General features: G+C 71.0%; 25 protein-coding genes and 2 pseudogenes. 8 read left to right on the forward strand and 19 right to left on the reverse strand.

The window, feature by feature from the left end:
• Nucleotides 1-6 precede the first annotated feature (6 nt).
• The 7 genes from ACFVTF_RS28295 to ACFVTF_RS28325 all read right to left on the reverse strand — a co-directional run bounded on the left by ACFVTF_RS28295 (nucleotide 7) and on the right by ACFVTF_RS28325 (nucleotide 7,786).
• Complete coding sequence (locus ACFVTF_RS28295; RefSeq protein ID WP_387817223.1) at nucleotides 7-468, reverse strand: hypothetical protein; 462 nt, start codon at nucleotides 466-468, stop codon at nucleotides 7-9.
• Nucleotides 459-1,409 (reverse strand): hypothetical protein, encoded by a 951-nt coding sequence (locus ACFVTF_RS28300; RefSeq protein ID WP_387817224.1) that lies wholly within the window; start codon nucleotides 1,407-1,409, stop codon nucleotides 459-461. Before ACFVTF_RS28300 ends, ACFVTF_RS28295 begins: the two co-directional genes overlap by 10 nt.
• A gap of 249 nt (nucleotides 1,410-1,658) precedes the next feature.
• The gene (locus ACFVTF_RS28305) at nucleotides 1,659-2,174 is read right to left on the reverse strand and encodes a hypothetical protein (protein WP_387817225.1); all 516 of its coding nucleotides are present in this window, start codon (nucleotides 2,172-2,174) and stop codon (nucleotides 1,659-1,661) included.
• 29 nt (nucleotides 2,175-2,203) lie between these two features.
• On the reverse strand, nucleotides 2,204-3,739 hold the full coding sequence (locus ACFVTF_RS28310) for a Mur ligase domain-containing protein (RefSeq protein WP_387817226.1): 1,536 nt from the start codon (nucleotides 3,737-3,739) through the stop codon (nucleotides 2,204-2,206).
• Nucleotides 3,740-3,827: 88 nt separating this feature from the next.
• On the reverse strand, nucleotides 3,828-5,258 hold the full coding sequence (locus ACFVTF_RS28315; RefSeq protein WP_387817227.1) for a glutamine synthetase family protein: 1,431 nt from the start codon (nucleotides 5,256-5,258) through the stop codon (nucleotides 3,828-3,830).
• Nucleotides 5,255-6,754: an amino acid permease gene (locus tag ACFVTF_RS28320; protein WP_387817228.1), complete on the reverse strand. Its 1,500-nt coding sequence runs from the start codon at nucleotides 6,752-6,754 to the stop codon at nucleotides 5,255-5,257. Before ACFVTF_RS28320 ends, ACFVTF_RS28315 begins: the two co-directional genes overlap by 4 nt.
• 54 nt (nucleotides 6,755-6,808) lie before the next feature.
• Nucleotides 6,809-7,786: a hypothetical protein gene (locus ACFVTF_RS28325; RefSeq protein ID WP_387817229.1), complete on the reverse strand. Its 978-nt coding sequence runs from the start codon at nucleotides 7,784-7,786 to the stop codon at nucleotides 6,809-6,811.
• 315 nt (nucleotides 7,787-8,101) lie between these two features.
• On the opposite strand from ACFVTF_RS28325, the gene ACFVTF_RS28330 reads away from it, so the two are divergent.
• Nucleotides 8,102-9,232 carry a helix-turn-helix transcriptional regulator gene (locus ACFVTF_RS28330; protein ID WP_387817230.1) on the forward strand — a complete coding sequence of 377 codons (1,131 nt, stop codon included), beginning with the start codon at nucleotides 8,102-8,104 and terminating at the stop codon, nucleotides 9,230-9,232.
• 23 nt (nucleotides 9,233-9,255) lie between these two features.
• Complete coding sequence (locus ACFVTF_RS28335) at nucleotides 9,256-9,981, forward strand: 5-formyltetrahydrofolate cyclo-ligase (protein WP_387817231.1); 726 nt, start codon at nucleotides 9,256-9,258, stop codon at nucleotides 9,979-9,981.
• An 86-nt stretch (nucleotides 9,982-10,067) separates the two neighbouring features.
• Here ACFVTF_RS28335 and ACFVTF_RS28340 read toward each other — a convergent pair whose 3' ends face one another.
• Both ACFVTF_RS28340 and ACFVTF_RS28345 read right to left on the reverse strand, forming a co-directional pair.
• Complete coding sequence (locus ACFVTF_RS28340; protein ID WP_387817232.1) at nucleotides 10,068-10,751, reverse strand: RibD family protein; 684 nt, start codon at nucleotides 10,749-10,751, stop codon at nucleotides 10,068-10,070.
• Between the two features lie 39 nt (nucleotides 10,752-10,790).
• The gene (locus tag ACFVTF_RS28345) at nucleotides 10,791-12,182 is read right to left on the reverse strand and encodes a helix-turn-helix transcriptional regulator (RefSeq protein WP_387817233.1); all 1,392 of its coding nucleotides are present in this window, start codon (nucleotides 12,180-12,182) and stop codon (nucleotides 10,791-10,793) included.
• A gap of 177 nt (nucleotides 12,183-12,359) precedes the next feature.
• On the opposite strand from ACFVTF_RS28345, the gene ACFVTF_RS28350 reads away from it, so the two are divergent.
• From ACFVTF_RS28350 to ACFVTF_RS28365, 4 genes are read left to right on the forward strand one after another with little or no spacing between them, the layout of a single operon-like run.
• The gene (locus ACFVTF_RS28350) at nucleotides 12,360-12,503 is read left to right on the forward strand and encodes a hypothetical protein (protein ID WP_387817234.1); all 144 of its coding nucleotides are present in this window, start codon (nucleotides 12,360-12,362) and stop codon (nucleotides 12,501-12,503) included.
• A gap of 17 nt (nucleotides 12,504-12,520) precedes the next feature.
• The gene (locus tag ACFVTF_RS28355; protein WP_387817235.1) at nucleotides 12,521-13,738 is read left to right on the forward strand and encodes a cupin domain-containing protein; all 1,218 of its coding nucleotides are present in this window, start codon (nucleotides 12,521-12,523) and stop codon (nucleotides 13,736-13,738) included.
• Nucleotides 13,735-14,631: an aldo/keto reductase gene (locus tag ACFVTF_RS28360; protein ID WP_387817236.1), complete on the forward strand. Its 897-nt coding sequence runs from the start codon at nucleotides 13,735-13,737 to the stop codon at nucleotides 14,629-14,631. The genes ACFVTF_RS28355 and ACFVTF_RS28360 overlap by 4 nt, the downstream gene beginning before the upstream one ends.
• Entirely contained in the window at nucleotides 14,618-15,469 is an 852-nt protein-coding gene (locus tag ACFVTF_RS28365; RefSeq protein WP_387817237.1) for a hypothetical protein, read from the forward strand. Before ACFVTF_RS28360 ends, ACFVTF_RS28365 begins: the two co-directional genes overlap by 14 nt.
• Before the next feature lie 20 nt (nucleotides 15,470-15,489).
• Here the strand turns inward: ACFVTF_RS28365 and ACFVTF_RS28370 are convergent, their stop codons facing one another.
• The 3 genes from ACFVTF_RS28370 to ACFVTF_RS28380 form a co-directional block, all read right to left on the reverse strand.
• Nucleotides 15,490-16,194 (reverse strand): HNH endonuclease, encoded by a 705-nt coding sequence (locus ACFVTF_RS28370; protein WP_387817238.1) that lies wholly within the window; start codon nucleotides 16,192-16,194, stop codon nucleotides 15,490-15,492.
• Nucleotides 16,195-16,258: 64 nt separating this feature from the next.
• Entirely contained in the window at nucleotides 16,259-16,972 is a 714-nt protein-coding gene (locus ACFVTF_RS28375) for an SDR family NAD(P)-dependent oxidoreductase (RefSeq protein ID WP_387817240.1), read from the reverse strand.
• Complete coding sequence (locus ACFVTF_RS28380) at nucleotides 16,969-18,291, reverse strand: hypothetical protein (protein WP_387817241.1); 1,323 nt, start codon at nucleotides 18,289-18,291, stop codon at nucleotides 16,969-16,971. Before ACFVTF_RS28380 ends, ACFVTF_RS28375 begins: the two co-directional genes overlap by 4 nt.
• 424 nt (nucleotides 18,292-18,715) lie before the next feature.
• Between ACFVTF_RS28380 and ACFVTF_RS28385 the strand changes: the two genes are divergently transcribed.
• The gene (locus tag ACFVTF_RS28385) at nucleotides 18,716-19,672 is read left to right on the forward strand and encodes a UDP-glucuronic acid decarboxylase family protein (RefSeq protein WP_387817242.1); all 957 of its coding nucleotides are present in this window, start codon (nucleotides 18,716-18,718) and stop codon (nucleotides 19,670-19,672) included.
• Between the two features lie 74 nt (nucleotides 19,673-19,746).
• Nucleotides 19,747-19,989: pseudogene (locus ACFVTF_RS28390) on the forward strand (phytanoyl-CoA dioxygenase family protein); the annotation flags it as partial.
• A gap of 54 nt (nucleotides 19,990-20,043) precedes the next feature.
• Here the strand turns inward: ACFVTF_RS28390 and ACFVTF_RS28395 are convergent.
• The 7 genes and pseudogenes from ACFVTF_RS28395 to ACFVTF_RS28425 all read right to left on the reverse strand — a co-directional run.
• Nucleotides 20,044-21,048 (reverse strand): annotated as a pseudogene (locus ACFVTF_RS28395) (ATP-binding protein); the annotation flags it as partial.
• A gap of 15 nt (nucleotides 21,049-21,063) precedes the next feature.
• On the reverse strand, nucleotides 21,064-21,507 hold the full coding sequence (locus ACFVTF_RS28400; protein ID WP_387817243.1) for a DUF6238 family protein: 444 nt from the start codon (nucleotides 21,505-21,507) through the stop codon (nucleotides 21,064-21,066).
• A gap of 14 nt (nucleotides 21,508-21,521) precedes the next feature.
• Complete coding sequence (locus ACFVTF_RS28405) at nucleotides 21,522-22,982, reverse strand: SCO6880 family protein (protein ID WP_387817335.1); 1,461 nt, start codon at nucleotides 22,980-22,982, stop codon at nucleotides 21,522-21,524.
• A gap of 69 nt (nucleotides 22,983-23,051) precedes the next feature.
• On the reverse strand, nucleotides 23,052-24,527 hold the full coding sequence (locus ACFVTF_RS28410) for a conjugal transfer protein TrbL family protein (RefSeq protein WP_387817244.1): 1,476 nt from the start codon (nucleotides 24,525-24,527) through the stop codon (nucleotides 23,052-23,054).
• 31 nt (nucleotides 24,528-24,558) lie between these two features.
• The gene (locus ACFVTF_RS28415) at nucleotides 24,559-25,263 is read right to left on the reverse strand and encodes a hypothetical protein (protein WP_387817245.1); all 705 of its coding nucleotides are present in this window, start codon (nucleotides 25,261-25,263) and stop codon (nucleotides 24,559-24,561) included.
• Nucleotides 25,263-25,586, reverse strand: a complete 324-nt coding sequence (locus ACFVTF_RS28420; RefSeq protein ID WP_380650589.1) for a DUF6112 family protein — start codon at nucleotides 25,584-25,586, stop codon at nucleotides 25,263-25,265. Before ACFVTF_RS28420 ends, ACFVTF_RS28415 begins: the two co-directional genes overlap by 1 nt.
• Before the next feature lie 99 nt (nucleotides 25,587-25,685).
• On the reverse strand, nucleotides 25,686-26,849 hold the full coding sequence (locus ACFVTF_RS28425; RefSeq protein WP_387817336.1) for a C40 family peptidase: 1,164 nt from the start codon (nucleotides 26,847-26,849) through the stop codon (nucleotides 25,686-25,688).
• Between the last annotated feature and the right edge of the window lie 132 nt (nucleotides 26,850-26,981).

A 26,981-nucleotide genomic window follows, 5' to 3' on the forward strand; every position in this document is an offset into this window, starting at 1 on the left:
GGGCTGTCAGTGCCGGGTGGCGGCGGGGGCACCGAGGCAGTCGAGGGCCGCGCGCAGGGTGGCTGCCAGACCGGTGGAAACCGCCAGGCGGGGTATCGCGGCGATAAGTTCGGCGTGGACGAACCGCTGCGCACGCTGGTCGAGGTCACAGCCGACGACCAGCTCAGTGCGTGAGCGGTGGAGAAAACGCTGCCGGACGTCGAGGACCTGCTGCGCGCCGTGGGGGCACCACAGGAGGATGGCGCCGATGCGCCTCAGGTTGTGCTCCTGCCAGCCGGCCGCTGCTCCCATCCCGGACGTAGAGCGGTTACAGGGCTGGGGGTTGAGGACGCTGCCGGTGAAGCCGGCCGCGTCCAAGAGGGCGACGGCGTCGCTCTGCCAGCCTGGGCGGCCGGTGCCCGAGCGGGCCAGGTACAGCGTCGGGCTGCCGTCGGGGGTGTAGTGCTCCGGGTACTCGATCAGCTGCACGGTGCACCGCCGGAGGTGGCGACCGGGCCGGGCTGGCCGAGCAGGAGGACCATGACGACGGCGTGGGTGCGGGTCTTGGCCCCGACGGCGTTGGTGGCCCGGGTGATCACGCTGCCGATGGTGTCCTGGTTGATGCCGGTCATCCGTGCGACGGTGCGCACCTCGTGGGTGGCGAGCAGGGTGAGCACCTCCTGGTCGCGTCGGGCGAGTTCCGGGAGCTTCTCGGGCAGCGCCGCGCGAAGCTCGGTGGTGTCGAGCAGTTTCGAGAGGATGAGGTCGGCGATGGTGCGGGTGCGGTCGGCGAGGCCTCGGCGGCGCATCACCCGGGACATGAGGTTGGCGGCGGCGCTGGCGGAGCAGCCGAGCTGCTCGGCGACGCCCTCGTAGGTGTGGCCGAGGGCGAGCTGCAGAGCGACGTCGTGCTCGTGCTGGCTGAGTCCATCGGTGGTCTTGGAGGCCACGCTGAGGGATCCGGAGGTGCTGATCAGTACGCGGCGTGCCCTGCTGGCCCGGGCCTCGCGCAGCGAGAGATCGGTCGCGATGATCAGGCAGTTCCCGACCGGGAGCCTGAGAGCGCGGGCCGCGGCCCGGTAGGGGTTGGTTCCCTGCTCGCGGTGCTCTGCCGCACTCACGGAGGCGGACCACACGTTGGTGACGCGCTGGGCGGCGAGCATGGCAGTTACGTGGGGGCCGAGCTGTTCGGTGACCAGGGAGCAGGGGACGGCCATGGAGCCGGCGCGCATCAGCAGCCGCAGCAGCGGGGCGGGCACGGCGGCCGGCACGGGGGCGCCCATGGCCAGGAGGAGCGGGTCGGCGCCGGACAGGCGGGTGGCGGGCAGCTGGGCGAGGGCGGCGGCATCGACGAGGAGGCCTTCGCGGTTGATCAGGTGGCGGTCCAGGTCGCGGGCCGCCAGTCCGTCGGCAGGTCGTAAGGTGTTCATCTTCTGTCCGGGGTTGCTGGGGTGCGGCCCTGGCCCGAAATGGCCGCCATGGGATGGTGCGTGGAGCGGGTGTTCAGCCGGCCGGCCAGGGAAGGGCCTGCGGGGAGGAACTGGTCCGGCGCTTCGGCACAGAACGCGAGGCGATCAGGCGGTCTGCGACGGCCAGGGCGCCGATGGCGGCTGCGACCTGGACTCCGAGGAGGAAGCAGACCGCCCCGATCGCAGCTCTGCCGCCGGTGTGGCGGGGGCTCACGCCGCCTGGCTGCAGGACGCGGCGTGGTGCAGCGGCTCGGCGGGCCAGGCGGGGTCGATGTCGCTGAGGAGGACCAGGTCGGCCAGGACCGCGGCGATGCTCGCCTGCACCTGGGATCGCACCCCCAGCCAGGCGCGCAGGTCCCTGCCGTAACTGCGTACGGTGGTGGTCGCGATGCCGACGTCCGCCGCGAGTTCCGGGGCGGTACGTCCGCCGACCCAGCCCACCAGGACACCGCGGAGCCGCTGCGGGAGCCGGATATCGGCGGTGAGCGCGGCGCAGGGCTGCGAGGTGTCGGTGATGATGCGGTGCGCGGTGCCCCAGGCGACGAGCTGGGACGCGGTGCGGGTGCCGGTGGCCGCGAGCAGGTCCTTGACGGCGGCGTCGACCTCGGCGCGCTCCCACGGGAGTTCGGGGTCGGCGGCGATCGTGCGGGCGGTGGATTCGGTGGCGATGTGTCCGAGCAGGCGGACCTGCTGCCCGGTCAGGGTGTGGGCGGGAGGGTTGGTCATGGTGGTGTCTCCGGTGGTCGGCGGGCGGTTCACGGGCGGTCGGCGCCCGAGGCGCCGGTCGGGGTGAGGCGGTCCAGCACGCGGGGCCCGAGCCGTTCGGCCTGGCCGGTCCCGACGACCAGCACGAGGTCGCCCTCGGCGACCATCTCGACAATGCGCTGCTCCGGGCCGGGTTCGCACGGACCGGAGCGCACGCGGTGGACCGCACTGTCTCCGAGGACTCGCACGGCGGCCCGCTCGACGGCGTCCAGCGGGTCGGGCCCGTCGTGTCCGGCCAGCGGGGTGGCGACCGGCAGGAGCAGCGCGCGATCGGCATCGCCTAGGGCGGCGCCGATTTCGCCGGCGTGGGCGCCGGTGCGGGCGATGCCGTCAGGCTCCAGGACGACGACCACGTTTCCCTCGGTGAGCATCCGGGCGGCCGTGACGTCCTGGGCGACCTCGCGCGGGTGCCGGGCGCGGGAGTCCACCACGGTGACGCCGTTCTGCGTGCCGAGCACGGCGAGCGAGCGAGCGACGCCGCCGAAGGCGGCGAGACGCTCCGCCACGGCCTGCGGGTCCTCGCCTGCGACGAGGGCGGTCGCGATGGCGGCGCACGCCGCCAGGGCGTGGTGACGGCCGATGACCGCAACGGTGAACTGGTGCTGCACGCCCCGGTAGTGGAGGGTGAGGAGGTGTTCGCCGCCGAGCCACCGGGGCGTGAGGACCCACACGTCGGCATCCTCGGTGAGGCCGACGGTCACCACCGCCACGTTGGGGTCGGGCCGGTCCGTGAGTCTCTCGTGCACGATCTTGGCGCCCTTGTCCCACAGCGGCAGCACCACCGTGCCCGACGACCGGGCGAGGTTGGTGGCGTCGTTCAACGCCTCGATGGTGTCCTCGAAGTGCGGCACGGTCCTGGCGACGGCGCTGATCAGCGTCACCGAGGGCTTCGGTCGCCGCTGCCGGTTCGCGGTGCCGGGCCGGTAGCCCCAGGACCCGAGGGGCGCGGCCTCGTGGGTAGTGGTGTCCGGGCACAGGTCCACCACCAGCCGCCGGTCGCCGCCACGCCTCGGCGGGCGGTACCGGGCGGGGGCGTTGAGGATCCAGCCGGTGCGTCCGTCGTCCAGCGCGGTGGCGAGCACCGCCGCCGCGGTGGCGGTGCCGTGGCTGCCGCCGACGGCCACCAACTGCCGGCCGAAGCCCGCGGTCAGCGAGGCGAGCGCGTGCGCGCGTGCGAGCACCGGCAGCTTCAGCTCCTGGGCGCGGTCGAGTTCGGGGTGGGGCGCGGCCACCACCCCCGACCACACGACACAGGTCCGGTCCTCGCGGACGTTGCGCGCGTCGAACCCGGCCACCACGTTCACCCCGGCCTCGCGCAACCGGGCGGTAGCGGCGCTGTCCTGGTCGGTGGGGTCGATGCTGCCGGTGACGTCCAGACCGTGGGAGACGAGCCACAGCGCCAGGCCCTCCATACCGGGCTTCGCGACGTCGACCAGGTGCGCCCGGGCCAGCACGCCGGGCCGGTCAGGGGTGGGCTTCGCGCCGCCGTTCGCGCGAGGGCGGACGGCGGTGTCCACGGTTTCCATGGGGTCCTCCAGCAGGTGAGGGTGAGGGGTGGGGTTGGACCGGGCCGGTCGCGGGCCTGGGGGTGTGGCGCCGTGACCGGCCCGGGGCTCATGCCTGGGTGAGACCGCGCTCCAGCTCGGCGTCGGTGACGCGGGCGGCGTGGTGGTCCAGGTCCAGGCGGGCGACGCGGGCCAGGTGGGCGACGACCGGCTCGTCGAGCAGTTCGCCGGCCAGTGCGCTGGTCTCGAAGGCGGCGAGTGCCTCGGCCAGGCACTGCGGCACGGGCAGCGCCTCACGGTTCAGGTAGGCGTCGCCGCGGGTGGCGGGCGGGGGCTTGAGGCTGGCCTCGACGCCGTGTCGGACACCGGCCAGGACGGCCGCCAGCGCGAGTATCGGGTTGGCGTCCGCGCCGGGAAGCCGCACCTCCAGCCGCAGGCTGCGGCCGTGCCCGACCAGGCGCACCGCGCACGATCTGTTGTCCCGGCCCCAGGTGAAGCGGGCCGGAGCGAACGAGTGCGGCTGCAGGCGCTTGTAGCTGTTCACGTACGGCGCCCACAGCGGGGCGGTGTCCGGCAGCACGGTCAGCAGCCCGGCCACCGCCTGCTCGCCCAGCTCCGACAGCACGGTCCCGTCCTCGGGGTCGGCCGCCAGGACCGGCCGGCCGTCGACGTCGTGCAGCGAGACGTGCAGGTGCATGCCGCTGCCGACCCCGGTGGACGGGGCCGCCATGAACGACGCCGCCATGCCCCGCTGATCCGCCGTTGTCTTCGCGGCGTGCTTGAACAGCACGTGCTGCTCGCACATAGCCGTCACCTCGCCGTACGGGAAGGTGACCTCCAGTTGGCCTGCGGCACCCTCGCCCTTGACCGCCTCGACCGGGAGGCCGGCCCCGGCGAGGACCTGCCGCAGCCTCCTGCTGAACTCCCGGACCGGCGTCGGCAGGTCGAGCGCGTAGTCGCGGTTGTCCCAGACAGCGGGGCGAAGCCCGCGCCAGCCGGCCGCTGTCGCGTCCCGGGCGGTGCCCGAGTAGAGCACGAACTCGGTCTCGATCCCGACCATCGCCGTCAGGCCGACACCGGCGAGGCCCTGCTGCTGCTCGGCCAGCACGGTGACGGGGGCGAGCGGGTGCGGCCACCCCTCGCTGACCGGATCGGCGAGCACCACCGCGGTGGACGGCAGCCACGGCAGGACGCGGGCGCGCAGGATATCGGGCAGCAGCCCGACGTCGCCGAACCCGGACTCCCACGAGAACGACCCGGCACGCGGGGCGGTCATCCCGAGGTCGGTGCCGATCACGTACCCGCACATCTCCGGGGCAAGACGCCCCGACCGCAGCCGGTCCACCAGCCAGGCCGCGTCGTACTCCTTGCCCTTGAGCCGGCCCTGCACGTCGACGGCCGCCAGCAGCACCGTCTCGATCCCGAAGGTGTCCACCAGCCGGTGCAGCGGCCCGGCCGGCGAGGCCACCGCCGCCGAGCCGGCGCGGTAGCGGGCGGTGCGCATCGCCGCCTCCGGACGAGCCGCGCGGCGGCTGGTCACACGACCCCCTCGGAAAGCCCGGCCAACTCGGCCGACTGCTGGACCGGCGGCGAGTACGAGCGTCCCGCCCGGAGCCACCACACCCACGCCAGCACCATCACCGCCAGGAGCGCGACGGGCGCATAGTTGAAGGTGTCGACGGTCACCGGGTAGCTCTGCGGCAGGCACACCAGCACGCTCACCACGGCCACCCAGCCCACCGCGATCCACCCGATCAACGGCCCCCGGCGACCCAGATTCCACGGCCCAGGCCGGAACTTCTGGCCCCTGCGCAGCCGCAGGTAGATCGGCACCGCGTAGGCCGGCGTCATCCCCACGACGTTCACGGCGGTCACCGCCCCGTACGCGGTCGCGCTGTACAGCGACGGCAGTGCGAGCACCAGCGCCGCCCCCACCGACAGCCACACCCCGGCCACCGGCGTCCCGGTACGCTCCGACACCCGACTCCACAGCGCTGATCCGGGCAGGGCCCCGTCCCGCGCGAAGGCGAACACCATCCGGCTGGCGGCCGCCGTTTCCGCGTTCCCGCAGAACAACTGCGCCACGATCACCACGACCAGGAGCGCCTTCCCCCCGGTCGTCCCGAGCGCGTCGATGAAGATCTGCGCGGGCGGCACACCGGTGGTGGTGCCGAGGACGGCGTCGTAGTCCTGGACGGCGAACAGCAGGCCGGTGAGCAGGACGGTGCCGGCGATCCAGCTCGCCCAGATCGAGCGGACGATCCCGCGGGGCGCCGACACCGCTGCCCGGGTCGTCTCCTCGGACATGTGTGCGCTCGCGTCGTAGCCCGAGAACGTGTACTGCGCCAGTAGAAGGCCGACCGCACTCACGTAGATCGGGCTGCTCCAGCCGGTGTTGTTGACGAAGTGCCCAACCACCCAGCCGGCGTCCTGGTGCCGGCTGGGCACGATCGCGAGCGCGCCGACGATCAGTACGACGCCGCCGATGTGCCACCACACCGAGATCGAGTTGAGCACGGACACCCGCCGCACCTCCGGCAGGTTCAGCAGCGCGTGGAGCAGCAGGACGGCCGTGAAGATCGCGAACAGGCCGCCCGGGGTCGGCTCGTAGCCGAACTGCAGGTTGAGGAAGGCTCCGATGAAGCTGGCGGCGCCGTAGTCAATGCCGCAGATTCCGCCGACCAACCCGAGCAAGTTGAGCCAGCCGACCAGCCAGCCCCAGCGCGGGCCGCCGAGCTGGTGCGCCATGAAGTACAGGCCGCCGGAGGTTGGGTAAGCTGAGGTGACCTCGGCGAGCGCCAGGCCGACGAAGAGGACCATCGCCCCGACGCCGATCCAGCCCCAGAACATCACCGCCGGCCCGCCGGTGTTCAGGCCGAACGCGAACATCGTCATGCAGCCGGACAGGATGCTGATGACGGAGAACGAGCTGGCGAAGTTGCCGAACTCGCCCATTCTCCTGATCAGTTTGGGTTCGTAGCCGAGTTGGCGGAGCCGTTCCTCGTCGGTCGGCGGTGCGGCGTGGGCGGGGGACATCGAGGTCGACCTCCGTGCGGGAAGAAGGTGGGCAGAGGGCAAGGGTGGGGGAGATCAGGCCAGGGCGGTCGCCCGGCCGGCGAGGGCCTGCTGGCGCGCGGTCAGTAGCAGACTCTCGGCCTGCTCCGGCGAGTCGGCGACCAGGCCCCATGGGGCCCGGGACGCGAACTGGCCGAGCGTGGTGAACACCTCGACGGCGGCGGCCATTCGGGCCGATGCCCACAGCGCGTGGGTCAGGTAGCTGAGATCGACAACCGGCCACGACCCGGGCTCCGACGCGGACCAGCTCTCGTACGCGCGCTGAGCACGGGAGAAATGGGGTTCCCGAAGCCATTGCCGGAGCACGGCCGCGTTCCGCCCTGGCTCGTTGCGGTAGTGCTCAACCGACAGGTACAGCGGCAGGGCGGCGAGCGGCGAGCCGGCCGAAGCCTTCGACATGGCGAGGTGAACGAAGTCGGCAGCCACTGGCCGGTAGGCCTGGAGCCAGTAGCGGAGCACGCGGTGATGGGCCTCCCGATTGCCCGGATCACGCGTGAGCGCCTCGTCGAGCAGCCCCCACGGCCCGAGCGGCAGCATCGGATCCGATGAGTGCCACCGGTGCTCGGGGCGGGACTTGGACCGGTCCAGCACGGCCAGGGCGAGCAGGCACACCCACGGAACAGGGTCGGAGGGCACCGCCTCGGCGGCGGCCCGGCACGATTCCCGCGCCGCTCGCTCCAGGTGGCCGGCTGCGGGGGAACCGGCCTCGGCCGCGGCCAGGGCGTGCTCGACCGCGACCCGCGTCCGCAGGATGGCCAGCCCCGGGTCGTCCGGGTCCTCACGCCCCCAGTCGGTGAGCACCGTAGACCGGGCCGCAACCAGCGCCAGCACCTGCGTCCGTGACGTCCGAAGGCCGAGGTTCTGTGCCGTGGTGGCCAGCAATCGCTGTGTCGACAGCCAGCGACCGGCCCGCAGATCGTCCACCGCGGTCCGGAGCGCATCGTCTAGGCCGGCCGGGTGGTATGCCGGCTGAGCCGGAGACACGGCGATCATGGGATCGTCCTTCCAGGCATGAACATGGCAGGTGTTTGTCGAGTTCTGGGCGTCGATCGGTCCAGCTGCCCGCCGGACCTTGCGCGGAGCCCACTGGGCGCCAGCGTTCAGACGGAGGGTGGTGGGAGGCTGTGCGTGGCGCTTACGCGACTCCGGCGCCGGGAGGACGAGCCGAGAAGTCACCGTTCTGTGCGGGTCATACGGAACCAGGCGACAATGGCGTTGCAACAGGGCACATTTGTTGCATCGTGTGGCATCCATGCGGGAAACCTGGCCGTGAGCTGCGGCCTTTAGAGCGACAACGTACTGGAGTGCATGATGAAGCTGTTCGCCCAGTGGCGTCGGGCGGCGGGCTGGACCCAGGAGGCGCTGGCGGAGCATCTCGGTGTCGACCGTTCGACGGTGCACCGTTGGGAGGCCGGCAAGGCGGCCCCGCGGTCGTGGCAGCTCCCGGCACTCAGTGAGGCCATCAAACGTGCTCCCGCAGAACTCGAAGCCCTGTTCGACGGGCAGCTCGACGAGAGGCCGACGAAGGCCAGGTCCGGTGATCACGCCGGAGGCTCGCCTGATGAACTACGGATCGTGTATCTGGACCTTGAGCGGCGGTACGACCGTGCGCCGTCCTCAAGCCTGCTCGCTGAGGCCGGTCAGTACTTCGCCCTGCTCGACCAAATGGCCTGCCAGTTTGGCGATGGCCCGCAGAAGCGTGACGTGCTGACCGTCCAAGCCGAAACGGCCACCCTGATGGGGAAGTTGGTTTGGGACGCCTCGCAACGACGCGACCACATCGGCGCCCGCAAGTACTATTCCCAGGCCGCCACCCTCGCCCGACGTCTTCAGAATCCCGTTCTGGAGAGCCATGCACTCCTGCGGTCGAGTTACGTCGATTTGTACGGCACCACCGACGCGCCGACCGGACTCGCGCTCGCCGAAGCGGCAGCCAGACGGGCGGCGCCGGTCAGCCCGGCTCTCGCCGGCCTGGCACTCCTGCATGCCGGTGAAGCACACGCCATGCTTGGAGACAGGGAAGAGTGCGAGAAAAGCATCGGCCTCGCCCAGGAACTGCTGGCGCATGGTGACAGCGGGCCCGCCGCAGATCTCATCTCTCCGGACCAATTCCGCCGTCTCGCCGGTTCCTGCTATCTCGAACTCGGTCAACTCCAGCGTGCGCAGTACGAGTTGGAGACCGTCGCCGGGAGCCTGGGGCGTCGACAGAAGTCGCGGACGATCGTGTTGGGGAACCTAGCCCTGGCCCTCATCCGCCAGCGGGAAGTCGACGGCGCCCTGGAGGTGCTCGACCAAGCGGTCGACGAACTCGAACAGACTCGTGGTGGCGGGGGAATGAACCGAGTGTTCGCCGCAGCTCGGGAGCTGAAACCCTGGCGGCGGGAGGTCCAGGTCTTGGAGCTCAACGACCGGCTGCTGTCCCTGATGGCAGCGCCCTGACCGAAGAAGGAGACGATGCAACTGTGACCGCGCGCCGGGAACGAGACAAGGCCGCACTGCGCGAGCGCGTCTGGACCGAGCTGGACGCAGCCTTGGCGGTCCAGGACGACACGGCGCACGGCAGGATTCCGGCCTTTCACGGCGCCGAAGAAGCAGCCGGGCGCCTCGCCGACCTGCTGGCATGGCGAGCAGCCGAGATCGTCAAGGCGGTGCCGGACACCGCGCAGGAGCCTGTCCGCGCCCTCGCCTTGGAGCAGGGGAAGACGGTCTACATGGCCGTCCCCCGGCTGGCGGCACAGGCGCCCTTCTACGTCCTGGACCCTGCGCGCCTCACCGTCCCCCCCGCGGTGGCCGCGAGCCGCCGAGAGGTGCCGAACCTCACCCACGCCGTGGACGTCGACGAGCTGGCGCCGGTCGACATCGTCGTCCTGGGCAGCGTCGCGGTCGACCGGACCGGCGCCCGGATCGGCAAGGGCGCCGGATACTCGGACATTGAGGCCGCCCTCCTGACCGAGGCCGGGCTGATCAGCGAGAAGACGGTGTTCGTCACCACGGTGCACCGCCTCCAAGTGGTGGACGCGGTGCCGACGGAGGCCCACGACGTCAAGGTCGATCTGATCGTCACACCGGAGACGGTGATCCCGTGCCCCGGGCCGCGCACTCCCGCCCGGATCCGGTGGGAGGATCTTCCGGAGGAGAAGATCGCTGCGATTCCGGCGCTCGCCAAGCGCTGGGCAGAGCGCAGCTGAACATCGTGAGCGATGACTGAGCGAACGCCAGGGCGACCGGAGCCGGCGGCCAGCGAGTGTCGTTGCTGACCACCGGCACGGCTTGCTCAGACCAACTCCTCCTTGGGGGCGTAGCGCAGGAGAACGACGTCGCCCACCGCCTCGGTGCCGAGGAGGCGCATCCGGCGCGTGCTTCCACCGGGGTAGTCGGCCGGGTAGAGGAAGCGGGGCGCATCAGCGTCGCCGACGAGCAGAGGTGCGACGGCGAGGTGGATCTCGTCGACCAGGCCCTGCGAGAGGAACTGGGTATGGATTTGTCCGCCGCCCTCGACCATGAGCCGCTCGACGCCGCGGGCGGCGAGGTCGTCGAGCAGGGCACCGAAGTCGACGCTCTCGCCGGTGCTGACGACGTCGGCCAGGCCGTTGAGTTCCTCGCGGAGCTTGGCGGCGGCGGAGTCGGTGGTGTAGACGACCTTCTTGTCGCCGAAGTGCCAGAACTTGAGGTTCCGGCTCAGGTCACCGCTGGCGCTGATGGTCACCTTGAGCGGGTACTCCGGCTTGCCGGCCGCGATGCGGTTGGCACGGCGCTTCTCGTTGTTCACGAGCAACCGGGGGTTGTCGCTGCGCAGAGTGTTGCCGCCGATGAGGATGGCGTCGGACTCGGCCCGGACCTGGTCGACACGGTCGAAGTCGGCCGAATTCGACAGCAGAAGACGTTCGGGCGAGGCGTCGTCGATGTGGCCGTCGACGGAGGTGGCGACGCTGAGCAGGACGAAGGGGCGGGTGGCCATCGTGGTCCGTTCTCTCGGTGGTGCTGGGCGCTTTGATGATCAGACTTCATGAAGGAGATGGCTGTCGAGGGCTTCCCGGAACCGGTCGACCGCGGGAACGCCCCGGCATCGTTGTAGCAGTCCATCGAGCGTGGCCAGCTCGGTGAGAATCCGGGCGGAGCCGGTGGTGACGGCGATGGCGAGCGCCGCCTCGCCCGTTGCGGCTGCGTGTTCCGGGCCGTTGGCAGCGAGCTGAGAGATGGCCGAGCGGGCGAGGTAGACGCCGCGGTCGCGGCGGAAGTTGGGAGGCAGGGAGCGGATCGCCCGCTCAAAGCCAGCCACCGCTTCGTGGTGGTGTCCGAGCAGAGACAGCGATCGAGCGCGCTGGGCCTCCACGTACGCGGCGTCGAGCCATCTGCCGCGCCCGATCGGAGCTTCGGACGGATCGGCGATCAGCGCGAGCGCGCGGTCGAAGGTGTGCTGGGCGGTCAGCTCGTCGCCGAGGAGCGCGTGCCCGTGAGCACCGTAGACCGCACCCATGGCGCTCAGTCGGCTTCCGGGACGGGCCAGGCGCTCGGCGTAGTCGGCGAGGTCGACGGCGTCGGCGGATTCCCTCATGTCGCCTGCCAGTTGGGCCTTCCTGGCCGTGATGTAGGCGGTCAGGTCGCGGTCGCCGCAGGCGCTCGCCCAGTCGGTTGCGCGGCCGGCCCAGTACTGGGCGGCGCGGTGGTCTCCGCCGTCCTGATGGAGCCAGCTGCAGAACTCCGCGTACTCGGCGAGAACTTGCAGCAGGGCTTGCCGGTCGTGACCGGTGGCCTCCCGGCGGAGGTGCTGGATCAGTTGGATGTGTTCCTGGGCGGTGGCGACGACCTCGCGAGGGCCGAGGATGTTGTCGCACTCCACCAGGGACCTGCGCAGCGACCGAAGGCTCTCGACCGGGTGAAGTTCAGGGGCCAGCACGGGAGGCAGGGCCTGGACGTTGGGCATGGCGAGGCCGGACAAGCGCGTGACACCGGACGTCGCCGATACGCCATGGGACAGCGCCTGGCGCGGCATGGTCACGAAGATGATCCGCCCGTCGGCCGCCCGGCACCCGACCCGGACGCCGCCGTCCATGAGAGCCATCGTGGCGGTTCCAGCCGTCATGGAAGTGTCCGTGCCACCCAACCCGTGCGCCTCGGGCCGGCGAGGGGCCTCATACGGATTGCTGGTGGCCAGGGTGGTTCCAACGGCTGGCCGGATGGGGCCGTTTCGCAGGTCTGCGACGAGTTCGTCCGGGGTCATCCGCAGAAGGTCGGACAGCTTCGCCATCTGCCAGGGCTGTGGCGAGGACTTGCCCCGCTCCCACCGGCCCACCGTCGACCGGTCGACGGCCATGGCCTCGGCCAAAGACTCCTGGGTGAACCCGGCTGCCACGCGAAGTGCGACGAGCCGCTCGCGCCGCTCCCCCATCACCTGTCCCCTCAGCGTGCTGTGCCGATCCTGACTGTGAAGTCACCTGCTCAACGCCTGGTTTCCCACACGGATGTCCCATCTGTGCACCAATTCTGCTCTGTTCGGATGCGTCGCGCAGCGATTCCCTGGTGTTCGCCGGAAGGCCCGGCGAAACAGGACCGAGAGGTCGACCGCATGAAGAACATCGTGACGGCCGTTGAAGGCGTCGAGGACGACGGGCTGCTGGTCGCCAAGCGGAGCATCGCCGCCGCCCGCAGCAGGGCCGACGTGCCCTCCGACGTCACCGGCGGCCGTTCCGACGGCAACGACAACGACTAGCCGGAGCGCCCACGACGATGCTTGACACCGCCTCGTGGGCGGCGCGTCTGGGCGGGGAGACCTTCCTCGCCCAGACGCTCCACCGCTCCCACCTCGTGATCCCCGGCAGGTCGGCAGATGTGGCCGACCTGCTGTCCTGGGACGACCTGAACACCATCCTGGCCACCCACCGGCTGGAGCCGCCCCGCTTGCGCCTGTCGGCGGACGGCGAGACTCTGCCCGCTCACCGGTACGCCTCGACCGTCACCAACCGGCGTGCCGCCACCTGGCACCGGATCCAGCCCTCCGAACTTCACCAGCGCCTGGCCGACGGCGCATCGCTGGTCCTCGACGCCATCGACGAGATACACCGCCCGCTCCGGGCCGCCGCCGTCGGCCTCGAACTCTTCCTCGGCACCCCTGTCCAGGCGAACGCCTACGCCTCCTGGACCTCGGTGGAAGGCTTCGGCACCCACTGGGACGACCACGACGTCGTCGTCGTCCAACTCGACGGCGCCAAGCGATGGCGCATCTACGGCCCGACCCGGATTGCACCTGCCTGGCGCGACGTCGAGACGCCGACCGAGCCGACCGGCGAACCCATCGCGGACTTCGTGCTCACCCCGGGCGACGTGCTGTACCTCCCCCGCGGGTGGTGGCACGCGGTCACCGCCGATCAAGGAACCGCCTCGCTCCACGCAACCTTCGGCCTCGTCGCCCACACCGGAGCCGACCTCCTGTCCTGGGTCGTCGACCGGGTACGCGCCGAGACCGCCGTCCGCCTGGACGTGCCGCGGTTCGCCCCCGTGGGAGACCAGGCGGCCTATGTCGCCGACTTGCGGCGCGCTGTTCTCGCTGAGCTGGACGACCCGTGCCTGCTCACCCGGTGGGCGCAGACGATCGACACCACCCACCCGGGCCGCCCAGTGCCCTCGTTTCCCTTCGTCGGTGGGCTGCCGGTCCCGCGCACCCCTGCCGAGACGGACACGGTCGGCTCGTTGACGATCACGTCGACGGCTCCTCGCGCCCGGTTGACCGAGAACCCGGCCGAGGGAACGGTCACGTTCGCGGCGGCCGGCACCGAGTGGGAGTTCAAGGACCGGGCCAGGCCCGCCATGGAACGCCTGATCGTCGGGCAGCCGCTGACCGTCCGCGCGTTCGCCGAGGCGGGCGGGCTCAGTATCAACGACGCCGTCGCTCTGCTGAACGAGCTCCTCGCCGGGCAGGTTCTCCACGTCACCGAAGGAAGCCGATGACGGCCGTGCTCGGCCTGGGCACGTACAAGGTGCGCGACGTCGAACTGGCGGCGCGCACCGCCCTGGCCTCTGGAGCACCCTGGATCGACACCGCCCCCAACTACGCGGGCGGCCAAGCCCATCGGGCCCTCGCTCCGTTGCTCAACGAGCACCCTGGCGTCCGCGTGGCGACGAAGACCGGGTTCCACACGGCCGAACAGGCGCGCGCCGCCATGGTCGACGGAGTGCTCGGCATCACCGAACCGACCGCCGGGCACAGCCTCGCACCGGGCTTCGTCCGCTGGCAGACCGAGCGCACCTTGGAGGAACTCGGCCGGGCCGACCTCGTCCTAGTCCACAACCCGGAACGTGCAGGGGAGCACCGGCCGCAGATCCACACAGCTCTGCGCCGCGCGTTCACGGTCCTGGAGGAGTTGGTCCACCAGGGCCGGATCACCGGGTACGGCGTGGCCACCTGGTCGGGCTTGCGGGACGGCGCGTTCACCGTCCCGGAACTGCTTCGACTGGCCCGAGAGGCCGCAGGATCGGACGAGCACCATCTCGCAGGTCTCCAGCAGCCCGTCAGCCTCGTCATGGCGGACCCGATCGTCCAAGTGCTCGACGCCTCGCCCAGCTCGCTCTACCAGGCCCAGGACGCCGGCATCACCACCTTCGGGTCCGCCCCCCTTCACGGCGGAGACCTGCCGGGTCTCATGACACCCGAACTGGTCGACCTCATCCGATCCGGCTTGACGCCCGCCTCCGCCGCCCTCCTGGTCGCAGCCTCCTGCCCTGGCCTGACCGTCACACTCCTGTCCGCCAGCAGCAGCACCCACTGGCAGGATGCTCTACAAGCCACCACAGTGCCGCTGGAGCCCGACCAGCTCAGGAGCGTGATCCGTGCAGTCGCCTGACGAACCCACCCGCATCCGCATGGAAGCCGCGCACGCCACCGCCGCCGCCCACCTGGAGGTGACCTGCACCGGAAGCCCCGTCTGGGGCTTTGCAGGCAGCACCATCGGCCGCCGCGCCAACACCCACTGGCTGCGCGTCGCTTCCACCTCGCCGACCAGCACCCGCAAGCAGGGGTGCGGCATCGCAGGAGCCGACGCCCTCGTCCCGAAGGACGTCCCCCGGCCGCGCCTCCACGGCATCCTCGACTGGACGCAGGACGGGCACGGGTACCAGGCCGACCTACTCGACCACGTCACCAACCCGGTAGTCTCCAGCCGACCTGACCTGACCACGGACCCTGGCCTCGACGACTTCTGGTGGCACAGCCTCCGAAGCGCAACCGAGAGCCTCGCCACCGCCAAGGGCGTGCGGACCACGGTCCGGGACACCTGGATCGAGCGAGCGTTCCCCCAGTTCCTCGGCGTCCGCGCCCCGGAAGCAATCGAACGCGCCACCGGGCACGGCGACCTCCACTGGGCCAACCTCACCGGTCCCACCCTCGCCATCATCGACTGGGAACGCTGGGGCCTGGTCCCGGTCGGCTTCGACCCGGGCATGCTCCACGCCAACAGCCTCCTCGTCCCCGCCGTCGCCGCGCGGATCCGCCACGAGTTCGCAGCCGTCCTCGACAGCCCATCTGGCCGCGTCGGCGAGCTCACCGCCATCGCAGAGATGCTTCAAGCCGTCGCGCGCGGATGGTACCCGGAACTGGCTAGCCCCCTAGCCGAACGAGCCCATGAACTGACCGGTGTCGCCCCTCCCCGGGAGGCGGCTCCGGAAATTTTCAGTTGCCGCTGAAGGTAAATCAGAGGCGGCGGTCACAGCAGCCGCTGATGCCATGAATCAGTGGATTCGCCAGGAGATTCCAGTTCATTCTGGGCGACCGCGTCATAAATGGCCGAATGCAGCTCAGACCATACTGCTGGCATGGCGCCGGGAGTGAGTGGCATGACGCGGGGAAAGTCATCTCGCAAGGGGATTCGGAGTACCTGGGAACCCCAATTTGCGACTCCATGAAATACCTGATCGACCAGAACTGAGACACTTCGAGGCGACTGCAGTGCGAAGCGCACCCAGGAATGCGAGGCCTGCTTTGAAGCCTCCCTGACCTTTGCGAAACGTACTCGAATTTCGGCCTTTGAGACCCGACTTTCCACGCCTTCGGTGAACTCGGTAAGCCTGTCTATCCAGCGCTCGATGAGGATTCGAAACCTCTGGTAATTAGACAATAAGTCAAAGTGGTCGGGATGTATCGCAAGTGCGAGAGGAGAAGCGAGACTGAGGTTCTCCTTGTACTGTCGCATGGCAGTTTGATCGATCTCGCCTCGATCGTATCGTGTGTGACAGTTTGGGCACAGTGCAATAAGGTTGTCGAATTCGTGCCTTTTAACCTTCGACCATGGAACGATGTGCGCGATCTCGATGATCGGCCACTTGCATCGCTGGATCGCGCAACAGTGGCCGGCCTCGACACGGACTCGGCGGTCCAACTCTCGCGGAATCGCGGGGCGGTTTGCGGGCATGCGGCCAATGCTAGAGCCGACCACCGACAGCAGTGCTGCAGGTCGATCAATCCGGCAGCCAGGACTACCACTCCAAGGGCTTCCGTTCGTAGAAGAGGCCCCCGGTAGGACCACCTTCGGGGAGGGTGGCGAGCCACACCGGGGTATCGGCAGCCTCTTCCGGGGTGCGATCGGTCTCGCCGTAGGCCATGCGGGTGTTCGTCCGGCCCGGGGAGGCGGCGTTCACGAGGATGCCGGTGTCGGCGACTTCGGCGGCGAGGATCTGGGTGAGCGCGTTGAGGCCCGTCTTGGAGATGCGGTAGGAGACGTTGCCGATGCCCATGTTGCTCTGGGAGCCGAGGTGGCTGGTGATGTTGACGATGCGGCCGTAGCCGTTCTTGCGCATCTCCGGTACGGCAGCTGCGGCGAGGCGCCAGGCGCCGAGAAGGTTGGTGTCGAGGGTCGCGCGGACGCGCTCGAAGTCGGGTGCGGAGGCGGCTTGGCCGCGGTCCACAGCCACGGCTGCATTGTTGACCAACACGTCCAAGCGTCCCAGCTGGGCGGCTACGTCGGCGACGGCGCGGGCGACGCTGGCTGGGTCGGTGACGTCCAGTTCGTGGGAGTGTACGAGGAGCCCTGTGCTGGCGAGGGTGGTTTCCGCCTCGCGGCCGGCCAGCCGGTCGCGTACTCCGATGACGACCCGCATGCCCTGTTCGGCGAGCCGGGCGGCGATGGCGAGGCCGAGGCCACGGTTGCCGCCGGAGACGAGGGCGACGCGCTGGGCGGGGTTTGTGGTCATGCGGACAGTGTGGCGAGCAGCTGGTCGAGGCGCTGGACTTTCGGGTCTTTCTTGGCCATCGGGAGTTCGGCTCGGGCCGTGAGCACCCGGGTCGTGTTGCGGTGTGACGGTGCGCTGGCGGCCAACTGGGCGGCCGTCTCCAGGAGGTGGACGGCGTGGTCGGCGTTGCCGAGCGCGGTGTGGGTACGGGCGCTCTGGATCGTGTAGGTGGCCAGGTCACGTACCTTGGCCGGGGGCATCAGGTCCAGCGCGGTAGTGAAATGGACTTCGGCCAGCCTCGGGCGGCGCAGGTCCGCGTAGCAGGTGGCGGTCTGGGCGTGGAACTCGGCGGCGTCGAAGTAACCGGTCCAGGCCGGGTCGTCGTCGGTGACCGCGGAGCGGGCCATCTGCGTCTCGGCTTCGGACAGCGAACGGTCGCACCCGACCCGGTTGCCGCAGGCGGCCTGGGCGCGGGCTTGCCGCAGCAGCAGCATGGCCCGCGTTCTGGGGGTGACATCGCCTGCACCTTCGACGGCGGCGGTGGCGAGGGCGAGGGCCGCGGTAGCGAGGCCGTGGTCGTAGCACTGGAGGCTGAGCGACTTGAGGATGTTGGCGCCCAGGGCGCGGTCGTCGGCAGCGTGGGCGACGCGCAGTCCGGTAGTCCAGTACCGCTGGGCGGCGGTATGGAGTCCGGCGTCGAAGCTGGCGAAGCCGGCGAGGCGGGCGAGCTCGGCGTCGAGGCGGAGCAGGCGCTGGCCGACCTTCTCGGTGTAGGACGCCTGCTTGAGCAGGTCGGTGACGGTAGCCAGCTCGGTGTCGAGGAGTAGGCGGGCGCGGTGGCCGCCGAGTGCGGCCTCCAGTCGGCGAAGCCGCGGCAGCCCGCCCTCCAGGTCCTCCACCAGCTGCTCGTCGACCGGGCCTCCGGCGAACGCGGCGGCCAGTGCTTCGGGCGTCTGCGAGAGCCACTGGCTGGCGAGCAGGGCCAGGGCCTGCCCGCCGAGCTTCATGAATCCGCGTCGGTCGGGCATCGCATGCTCCAGGGTGTCGTCCAGTGCATCCAGCGTCCCCACCATGGTCCAGGGGTGACCGGTGCGGACCGGCCCACCGTCCGGTAGCCACCCCGGCCAGCCGAGTCGGTGCACCTCCTCCAGGCGTACGCCGAGCGCTGCCGCGAGCGCTGCCTGGCTCTCGGCGTCAGGTTCGACTCCCCAGTTCTCCCACTTCCACGCCTTGCGCCGGTCGGCGGACCGCTTGGTGGCGTCGGCGACGATGTCGACGACGTCTTGGTACGTCCAATCCTGCTCGTCCCGGACGACGCTGAGCGGGTGGACGAGGCGCATCCGTGTGCGCAAGCCGCTTGATCGGCCCATCAGCAGACCCCCGATGTGTTCACCGGATTGTAGCCCTTCCGCCACTGTGTGCTGATGTCTCGTTTGTGGCCGGTGGGTTCGGAAGACGACACGGAGACGACAAAAGTGCTCTTCACAAGGTGAGTTGGGCGGCGGTTAGCTAGTGCTCCCCGAAGGGTGCCCTGTCGCTGGTGTGCGGCGGGGCACCTGGGAGCGCGGCCGGGGACCACTTCAGGACCGAACCTGTCGATGACCCGGCCGCAGCGAGACGACGTCACCGAGGACGGACCACTCGCACCAATCGCCGAAGCACGGCACGCCAGCCGTGCCCGCATCCGCTCACCTGCACACCGATCCGCCGCCGGCGCCGTCGCGCCGCCGGACGGGTTCGGCATGCCCATCCCTGAGGAGCCCCATGTCACGAAGGACCGCCGTCGTGACCGGTGGAGCCGGATTCATCGGCTCTCACCTGTGCGACGCGCTATACGGCAGCGGGTTCGCCGTCGTCTGCGTGGACAACTTCTTGACCGGAAGCCGCGCCAACATCGAGCACCTGCTCGGCGCCGAGCACTTCGAGCTGATCGAGCAGGACGTCAACGACAAGCTCGCCGTCGGCCGCGAGGTGGACCTGGTGTTCCACCTCGCCTCGCCGGCCTCCCCGGCCGACTACCTGCGCCACCCGATCCCGACGCTGACGGTCGGCTCCATCGGCACACTCAGCGCGCTGGAGCTGGCCAAGGACCGCGGTGCCCGGTTCGTCCTCGCCTCCACCTCCGAGGTCTACGGCGACCCGCACCAGCACCCGCAGACCGAGGCGTACTGGGGCAACGTCAACCCCATCGGCCCGCGCAGCGTCTACGACGAGGCCAAGCGCTTCTCGGAGGCCGCCACCGCCGCGTACCGCCGCGAGTACGGCACCGACACCGCGATCGCGCGGATCTTCAACACCTTCGGCCCCCGGATGCGCACCGACGACGGCCGGGCCGTGCCGGCCTTCATCACCCGAGCGCTGACCGGGCAACCACTCCAGGTCGCGGGGGACGGCAGCCAGAGCCGCTCGCTGTGCTACGTCGACGACACCGTGGCCGGGCTGCTGACGCTTGCCACGAGCCGCCACCCGGGCCCGGTCAACCTGGGCACCGAGGACGAGCGCACCGTGTTGGACATCGCCCGCAGCATCCTCGGCCTCACCGGCTCCGCCGCGGGTATCGAGTTCGTCGTCCTGCCCGAGGACGATCCCGTGCGCCGCCGACCCGACACCACTCTGGCCCGCCAGGCGTTCGGGTGGGAGCCGCAGACCCCGGTCGAGGACGGCCTGGCCGCCACCGTGGCCTGGTTCGCCCAGCAACTCGCCACCGGGGCCGCGCTGTGAGTGCCCCGGCCGTCGACGCATTCAGCCGACTACGGGCAGACGGGTACGCGGTCGTCCCCGCGGTGGTCACCGATGTGCTGCTGGAGCGGCTGCGTGCCGAGGCCGACGCCCTGGTGGCCGCATTCGAACGCGGTCACCGCAGCGACGACTTCTGGCACTTCACCCGTGACGGGGAGAACGCCTCGGTGCTTTACCGCGTCCACAACCTCCATCAGCAGCCGAGTGCCCCGGTCGTCGCCGTGCTGTTCGCCGCCGGCCCGCTGCATCACCTCGCCGAGACTCTCCTCGGCCGCCCGGCGCGAGCCCGGGTCAGCGCGATGATCGTGAAGATGCCGCACGTGGCCGCCGCCGTCCCGTGGCACCGCGACCGCGCCGGTGGAGCCGAGCCTGGACAGGTCGATCGTCAGCATCGGGCTGCGCGGATCGAAGGCTGCGGTCGACGGGGCGTCGAACATCCCGGCGAGGTCCCCGAGAACCAGTCGGCGCAGCGCGTGGGAGAGGTCCTGGGCGGCGGCGCCGACCCGGCGGGTGGGGTCGCCGAGCGCGGCGTCGAGGACGGCTGGCTGCCCGAGGACGGCGGCGACGTCGCCGAGCAGCGGAACCTGGCCGGTCTGGTCGGTGCGGGTGGCGACCGCGTCCAGGGCGACATCGAGCGCGGTGTACTCCATCGGGTGCAGATCCCGGTGCAGCACGGTGCGCGCCAGCGAGCCGAGCAGCAGGAGTCGGCGCTTGCGGACCTCGCTTGCCCAGTCGGCCGGGTCCACTCCCGCCGGCGGGGGCGGGGCGTCCAATGGGTTCAACTTGCCGGGTAGCCCCGGGCCCAGCGCGATGGTGGTCCCGCCGATCGCCTCGGAGACGGACGTCCACTCTCCCTTCGGGTCGCACGGCACGTACACGCGGTAGCCAAATGCGGTGCTCCTCAAGGCAATTGACTTTGCGAGTGCCGACTTTCCCTGGCCGATGACGCCGGCGATCAGCGTGTTCGGGTTGGTAAAGTTTTCAACTTTCCCGTACAGGGCGAACGGGTCGAAGACGAAGCTCGCCTCGGCGTGAACATCGCGGCCGATGAGGACGCCGGAGGAACCGAGCCCGCCCTCCGCGAGGAAGGGATACGCAGCGGACGCGGTCGCGGTGGTCATCCGGTGTGCCGGGAGCCGCAGCTTGCCGCCGCGCAGGGAAGCCGGGCCGGGGCGGCCGGAGGCGGGGTAGACGGGGAGGAGTTCTGCGTTCTCCTCGCGGCGGTTCTTCGGGCGGTGGGGCTGGCCGGCCTCGCGGGCGGCGAGGCGGGCGGCGGCGAGGTCGCGCGTGGCCTGGCGGCGGGCGGCGCGGTCTGACCGGGTCGGTGTGAACAGGGGGGTGGCACTGGCGGAGCGCAGGAACGTTTCTCCAGATCAGGTGCGGGAGGAGGCGGTGGGGGTGCCGCGCAGCTCGGACGGGGTGGCGATGCGGCGCACGCGCCCGGCGGTGGTGGTGTGGCGCTGGCAGATCGCCATGTCCGGTGCCCCTTCGGGCAACCGCAGCGCGCACGCCTCGCGGGTGGGGCGGCGTCCGTCGGCGCGCGGGGCGCGATGGTAGGCACCGTGCAGCGCTTCGCAGGTCTGCCAGGCGCGGATGCGGGCGGCGTGGAGGTGGTCGGCCTCGGCCGGGGCGTGGAGCCTGGTGGTGCCGGTGTGGGTGTCGAGCAGCGCGAACAGCGCGACACAGTGGGCGTGCAGGGCGTCCAACTCGGCGCGGGAGACGGGCTCCTGCTCGGGGAGGGCGGTGTGGTGGTGGACGTCGAGGCCGGCGGTCGCGAAGCGCAGCAGCCGGTGGTCGTCGGTAGGCGGGTGATGCACGGCAGGGCCTCCCGTCAGGTGCGTGCGAGCGGCAGAGCGGCCTGGGCGAAGGCATCGGCCTGCTGCCAGCGCAGGAGCCGCGGGTCCAGGCCGGTGCCGGCGGCGGCGGTCTCGATGGAGGCGCAGGAACGGCGCAGCTCCTCGGGGGTGTCGGCCGAGACGACCACCAGGCCGGTCAGGTCGACGTCGGCATGGCCGCTGATCAGCTCGCGCTCGTGCTGCTTGGCGTCCGCGTACTCCATCGAGTCGGCCTCGGAGTCGACTTGGCCCTTGCGGACGCGCTCGGCGGCGTCGGCGATGATGCTGGCCTTGGTGCGCTGCACGGCCTTGAGCGCGGCGTCGAGGGCCTGCGGGCCGTAGGTGAGGGAGAGCGTGCGGCGTGCGCCGCCGGCGAACACCAGTGGGTGGAGGAAGCCGTGGGCGACCTCCGAGCGGGGCCACTGCTCGATCCAGTACACCGCGTGGCAGGCGGTGTCGGTGGTCAGGCGGGTGGGCTCCTCGACGACGACGACCGGGCCGGCGGCGGCCGGGTCGGCGGTGGGCTGGCCGGTCTCGGACCACTGCTCAAGGTGGGCGAGGGCCTTCGGGTCGTAGGCGCTGCGGATCACGGCGGCGATCTCCCCGGTGGTCAGCCAACCGCCAGGGTTCAGACCGGCGTTGCGCAGCGACTGCTCGAAGCCGGGGACCACTTGGGCGAGCACCGCGAAGGCGCCGACCAGGCCGCCGCCGGCCTCTCCTATCAGGCGGCGGGCCGCCTTGAGGTCGAGGCTCACCGCGATGTAGCTCTCGTGCGGCGCGGCGGTCGGTCCCGCGGCGGCGAGCAGCTCCTTGTAGACGGGGCCCGCGACCTTCGCGTCGGGACGGCCGTGCTCGGCCCAGTAGCGCTGCAGGGCGTCGCCGCTGTCGGGGACGGTGCGCTCGATGACCTGCACGGTGGTGATGTAGCCGGTGCGAGCGAGCGATGCCAGGCACCGGCCCCAGGCGGAGACGTTGGCGGACTGGGTGGGCGGGTCGAGCAGCGCGAACGCGCGGGAGCTGACGCGGATGATGGAGGTAAGGGTGTTCTTCTGCGGGTCGTGGACCGCACCGAGCGTGCCGCCCTGCGCGGTGACGGCGCGCAGGCTCGCCTCGGTACCGGGCAGGTGGAGGAGCCCGTCACGGCGGGGCCGGGTGGCGGGACGGGCGAGCCAGACGAGCTGGCCCTTGGCGCGGCGCAGGTAGAAGCGGATAGCGATAGGGGACCAATCGGCGATGGAGCGGCTGTGGACGCGGACGAGGACGAGGGTGGCGGCCAGAGCCCAGATGGGGGTGGCCAGGGCGGCGCCGGCCAGTCCGGTGGCGACCATGGTTGCCAGGAGCAGGGCGCCGGCCGTGCCGACGACGGTGAGCTGGGCGGCACTGAGCCCGAGCAGCACGCCGCGGCGGGATCGGCTGGGGAACCGGACGGTCGGCAGAGGGAGTTCGGAGGCCGACAGGGGCGACTCTTTCGATGAGGGCGGGGGCCGGCCGGGGCTCGGGTGAGGGGCGGCCCCGGCCGGTGGCGGTCAGGAGGTGGGCGGGGTGGAGGAACCGACGGGGGTGCTCGGTGCGGAGTCTGGTCCGGCAGCGGCAGAGGGAAACGTTTCTGCTCGCCCGGCTGAGGAGGGTGAGCCGGTGGTCCGCGCAGCGCCGAGGACGACCTGTGGTGCACTGGACCCGCCCGCTGCAGGGGCGGCAGTAAGTGCATTGCCCGCCTTGGTAGTTGATCCCTCGGAGGGCGTTCCGGGCTGCTGGCCGGAGGCCGGGGCGCGGGAGATCAGGGGCTGTCCCTGGTCGCCGCCACTGCGGGCGCCACGCCGGGTGATCAGCGGCTGGCCGATCGCGTCGCCGCTGCTGCCGGAGGACGTGCCGGGGAACCGGAAGGTGCTCTGCGACGGGGAGGACTCGCCGCCGCCGGAGTTGGTGCTGTTGCCACCGGCAGGGCTGTCCTGGCCGGGCACCTGCGCGGGGCCCTGCGGGGCGCCGCCGCCCGTCGCCGCACCACTCGCGCCGCCGCCGCCCATCGCCGCGGCGCCTGCGCCGCCGCTGGCCGCGGTCATGGCCATCCGGGTGCCCTTCTGGGCGGTTGCGGCGCTGGCCTGAAGGCCGGCAGCGGTCGATCGGTGCAGGTCGTGGGACTGTCCGCCGTCGCCGGCCCAGTGCACGAACTTGTAGATGGCCATGGGCGACAGCAGCACCAGTGCCATGATGACCAGGCCGGAGATGATGTCCGAGAGCGCCTGCACGCCGTCCTTGGTGTTGCTCTCGCCGAGGGCGGAGACACCGACGAGCATGATCACCGTCATGATCAGCTTGCTGAACACGACGGTCGCGGTGGCCTCGATCCACTTGCGGCGCCAGTCGCGGGTCGGCTCCCACGCTCCGCCGGCCGCCGCGAAGGGGGCGAGTACGACGAGCACGAGGACGGTGACCTTGCGCAGGACCATCGCGCCCCAGTAGAGGATTGCGCCTGCCGCACAGCCGAGCGCGACGACTGCGGGGACGGCCCAGCCAAGCGGTGACGTGACGTGGATCATCGACACCCGGACGATCCGCCTGACCGCGTCGTCCATATTGGAGTTGGCGATTTGGAACAGCCCCCGCGAGAGGGCGTCCACGATCACGACCGCGACGCCGGTGAAAGTGATCGCGCACATCGCGAACAGCGTCGCCGAGACTGTGCCGGTGACGGCTTGGCCGAGTGCCTGGCCGTCGCGGCGCCAGGCTGCCCTGATCAGCTGGAAGATGAAGGTCATCACCAGCATGGTCAGCGCGATCGGCAAGATCGTGGCGTAGTTGGTGCGGAACCAGTCCGCCGATAGGTCGATGCTGGTGGTCTTGTCGACGGCGCGGGAGGCGAGGTCGACCGCGCTCTTGGCCAGGTCGCCGGCGCTCTTGGCGATCCACTTGCCGATGGAGTCAGTGACGGAATCGCTGACGCCGCCGACGATGACGTCGCAGAGCAGACCGGAGCCGGGCAGGTCGCAGATACCGATGGGCAATCAGCTCCTCTGGTTGGGACCGATGGGCGGGTCAGGGGTAGACGGTGGTGGCGATGGTGGCCAGCGCGCAGTCGCGGCCTGCCCGGCACTGCACGGCCATGGTTATGGCGCGGTCCTCGGCGCCCCGGCCGCCGTCGCGCCAGCTGATGGTCTGCTTGCCGGTGACGGTGACCGCGTAGATGTAGGCGATGGTCAGTTGCGTCGGGTCGTTGCCAATGCCCTTCTGAAATGCGGCGGGCAGGTGCGCCTCGGCCACCTCGCCGACGGCGAACTGGCCGTTGTCGCGCATCCGGTCCCACAGGGTCGGGTCCGGGACCTGCGCGGCGAGCGCGTCCGGATCGGCGTACTGGCTCTCACCGGTCAGCCACTCGCGCAGGCCGGCGAGCTGCTGCGGCTGGGTCGCGGCGCGGGTGTCGTAGGTCCACAGCGCCGCGGTGAACGCCTTCGCGAACGCGATCGGGTCGCTGGTATGCGGCGGCGGGGCGACGACGGGGGCGGTGCTGGCAGCCGGGCCGGCCGAGGGGTCGGCGCCGGTGCGCGGCGAAGGCGCTGCGGAAGGCGTCGAAACGGCAGGGACGGAGGGGGAGTTGGCGGCGATCGGGGCGCGGTGGCCGCCGCCCGCCAGCCGGGCGGTGAGCCCGGCCAGCAGGGCGACGACCACGAGCACGCCCAGGCCGATCAGCAGCCGGCGCAGCAGCGCGGACTGCCCGGTGAACGGCGAGGACGACTTGAGCATCAGTGGACGTTGGTCCCAACTGCGCTGAAGAAGCTGACGATCCCGTTGGCGGCGCCCAGCAGGAGGGCCGCGCCGGCCGCCACGAGTGCGCCCTGCTTGCCCTTCTGCTCGCTGCCGTGCGAACCCGTGTGGTGGCCCCAGGCCCAGACGATGCCGCTGACACACAGGGCGCCGACCACCGCGATGATCGCGAAGAGGTTGATCGAGCCGACGGTGGACTTGAGGACGTCCAGGCCGGGAAGGCCGCCCTGGCTGGGAGTGATGCCGGGGTCGAAGGCCAGCTGCTGGGCCTTGGCGGCGGAATCGGCGAGGTAGGTGAGCAATCACACTCCACGGCTAGAGGGGCGGGAAGGTGCGCGGCCGAGCCGCGCGAGGGAGGGGGTAGGATGCGCGAAGTGCGCTGAGGTGGAAGGCAGTTGCCGTCAGTTGGCGACGCGGCGGGCGGCGATGATGTCCGGCCTCCAGGAGTTGAGCGTGGAGATCTTGACCACGTCGCCGGTCTTCGGCGCGTGCACCACGAGGCCCTGGCCGATGAACATCCCCACGTGCTCCGGGCCCTGCGGGCCGGGGCGGGTGAACAGCAGGTCGCCGGGGCGCAAGGCGTCCACCGACACCGCGGTGCCCTCGCTGACCTGGGTGTAGGTCGTTCGCGTGAGCGTCACGCCGCCGGCCTTGTACGCCTGCTGCGTCAGGCTGGAGCAGTCGCAGCGGGCCATCGGGTCCGGGCCATGTGGTGCGGTGCAGTCGCCGCCCCACTGGTACGGCGTCCCCAGCTGACCGAGCGCGAACTTGATCGCGTTCTGGACGGCGGGCGGCGCTTCGGTGGGGATCTGGTAGCCGGCGGGCAGGACGCCCGGGGGGATGGTGCCCCAGTCCGTCCCCGCGCCGGCACTGGTTCCGCACCCGCCCGAAGAGGGCGAAGGCGAGGGGGTCGCGGTCGGGGACGGGGAGCCGCCGCCTGCGCTCGAACTCCCATTCAGGGCCAGGGAGATGGACTGCTGAAGGGCGTTCGCCAAGCCCTCCCACTTCGCGTACGCGTCGGGGAAGCCGGACTTCTGGACCTTCTGCGCGGCCTGGGTCAGCGGCAGCTGTTCCCAGCCGGAGACGTCGAGCAGGGCCTTGTAGAAGCTGGTGGAGGCGTAGACCGGGTCCTGGATCTGCACGGCCGTGCCCCAGCCCTGCGACGGGCGCTGCTGGAAGAGGCCGAGCGAATCGCGGTCGCCGGAGCTCAGGTTGCGAAGTCCCGACTCCTGCAAGGCGGTTGCCAGTGCGATGGTCTGACCGCGAGCCGGGACCTTCATCGCGATGCCGGTCGCCACGATCGTCTTCGCGTTCGGGATCTGGACGCTCGGGGCGTCCAGGCCGGCGACCGAACCGGCCGGTCCCGCGGCCCCGCTCAGGATCAGTTTGACCTGGGCGGCGACGGCGGCGGTGTCCACAGCCTGTGGACCGGGGCCGGACGTGCAGGTGTTGGTGCTGGTGGCCTTGGTGGCCTCGTCGTTGGCGGTGACGGCCAGCGCGGGGAACGCGATGGCGAACGGGGTGAGCAGGAGGCCGGCCGTGCCGAGGCCGACGACCTTCTTCATGCTCATCGGGTCTCCAGAGCGCCACCTCCCGCCGGTGCGGCGGCGGAGGCGTCCGGAGGCCGGGAGATGGGATTCGGCGTCCGTACGGTGAGGGAGCGGATGATGAGGTCTCCTGTCGGATCATGCGACCGA

Origin of the sequence: Kitasatospora sp. NPDC057940 (assembly GCF_042887425.1) — a bacterium.
Classification (GTDB): domain Bacteria; phylum Actinomycetota; class Actinomycetes; order Streptomycetales; family Streptomycetaceae; genus Kitasatospora.

Coding starts and splice junctions, on each gene's coding strand:
- ACFVTF_RS28380 (WP_387817241.1), bottom strand. CDS start 18,291: ATGCGCCTCGTCCACCCGCTCAGCGTCGTCCGGGACGAGCAGGATTGG.
- ACFVTF_RS28355 (WP_387817235.1), top strand. CDS start 12,521: ATGCTTGACACCGCCTCGTGGGCGGCGCGTCTGGGCGGGGAGACCTTC.
- ACFVTF_RS28350 (WP_387817234.1), top strand. CDS start 12,360: ATGAAGAACATCGTGACGGCCGTTGAAGGCGTCGAGGACGACGGGCTG.
- ACFVTF_RS28345 (WP_387817233.1), bottom strand. CDS start 12,182: ATGGGGGAGCGGCGCGAGCGGCTCGTCGCACTTCGCGTGGCAGCCGGG.
- ACFVTF_RS28340 (WP_387817232.1), bottom strand. CDS start 10,751: ATGGCCACCCGCCCCTTCGTCCTGCTCAGCGTCGCCACCTCCGTCGAC.
- ACFVTF_RS28370 (WP_387817238.1), bottom strand. CDS start 16,194: ATGCCCGCAAACCGCCCCGCGATTCCGCGAGAGTTGGACCGCCGAGTC.
- ACFVTF_RS28310 (WP_387817226.1), bottom strand. CDS start 3,739: ATGGAAACCGTGGACACCGCCGTCCGCCCTCGCGCGAACGGCGGCGCG.
- ACFVTF_RS28415 (WP_387817245.1), bottom strand. CDS start 25,263: ATGCTCAAGTCGTCCTCGCCGTTCACCGGGCAGTCCGCGCTGCTGCGC.
- ACFVTF_RS28375 (WP_387817240.1), bottom strand. CDS start 16,972: ATGACCACAAACCCCGCCCAGCGCGTCGCCCTCGTCTCCGGCGGCAAC.
- ACFVTF_RS28385 (WP_387817242.1), top strand. CDS start 18,716: ATGTCACGAAGGACCGCCGTCGTGACCGGTGGAGCCGGATTCATCGGC.
- ACFVTF_RS28300 (WP_387817224.1), bottom strand. CDS start 1,409: ATGAACACCTTACGACCTGCCGACGGACTGGCGGCCCGCGACCTGGAC.
- ACFVTF_RS28425 (WP_387817336.1), bottom strand. CDS start 26,849: ATGAAGAAGGTCGTCGGCCTCGGCACGGCCGGCCTCCTGCTCACCCCG.
- ACFVTF_RS28320 (WP_387817228.1), bottom strand. CDS start 6,754: ATGTCCCCCGCCCACGCCGCACCGCCGACCGACGAGGAACGGCTCCGC.
- ACFVTF_RS28305 (WP_387817225.1), bottom strand. CDS start 2,174: ATGACCAACCCTCCCGCCCACACCCTGACCGGGCAGCAGGTCCGCCTG.
- ACFVTF_RS28325 (WP_387817229.1), bottom strand. CDS start 7,786: ATGATCGCCGTGTCTCCGGCTCAGCCGGCATACCACCCGGCCGGCCTA.
- ACFVTF_RS28330 (WP_387817230.1), top strand. CDS start 8,102: ATGATGAAGCTGTTCGCCCAGTGGCGTCGGGCGGCGGGCTGGACCCAG.
- ACFVTF_RS28360 (WP_387817236.1), top strand. CDS start 13,735: ATGACGGCCGTGCTCGGCCTGGGCACGTACAAGGTGCGCGACGTCGAA.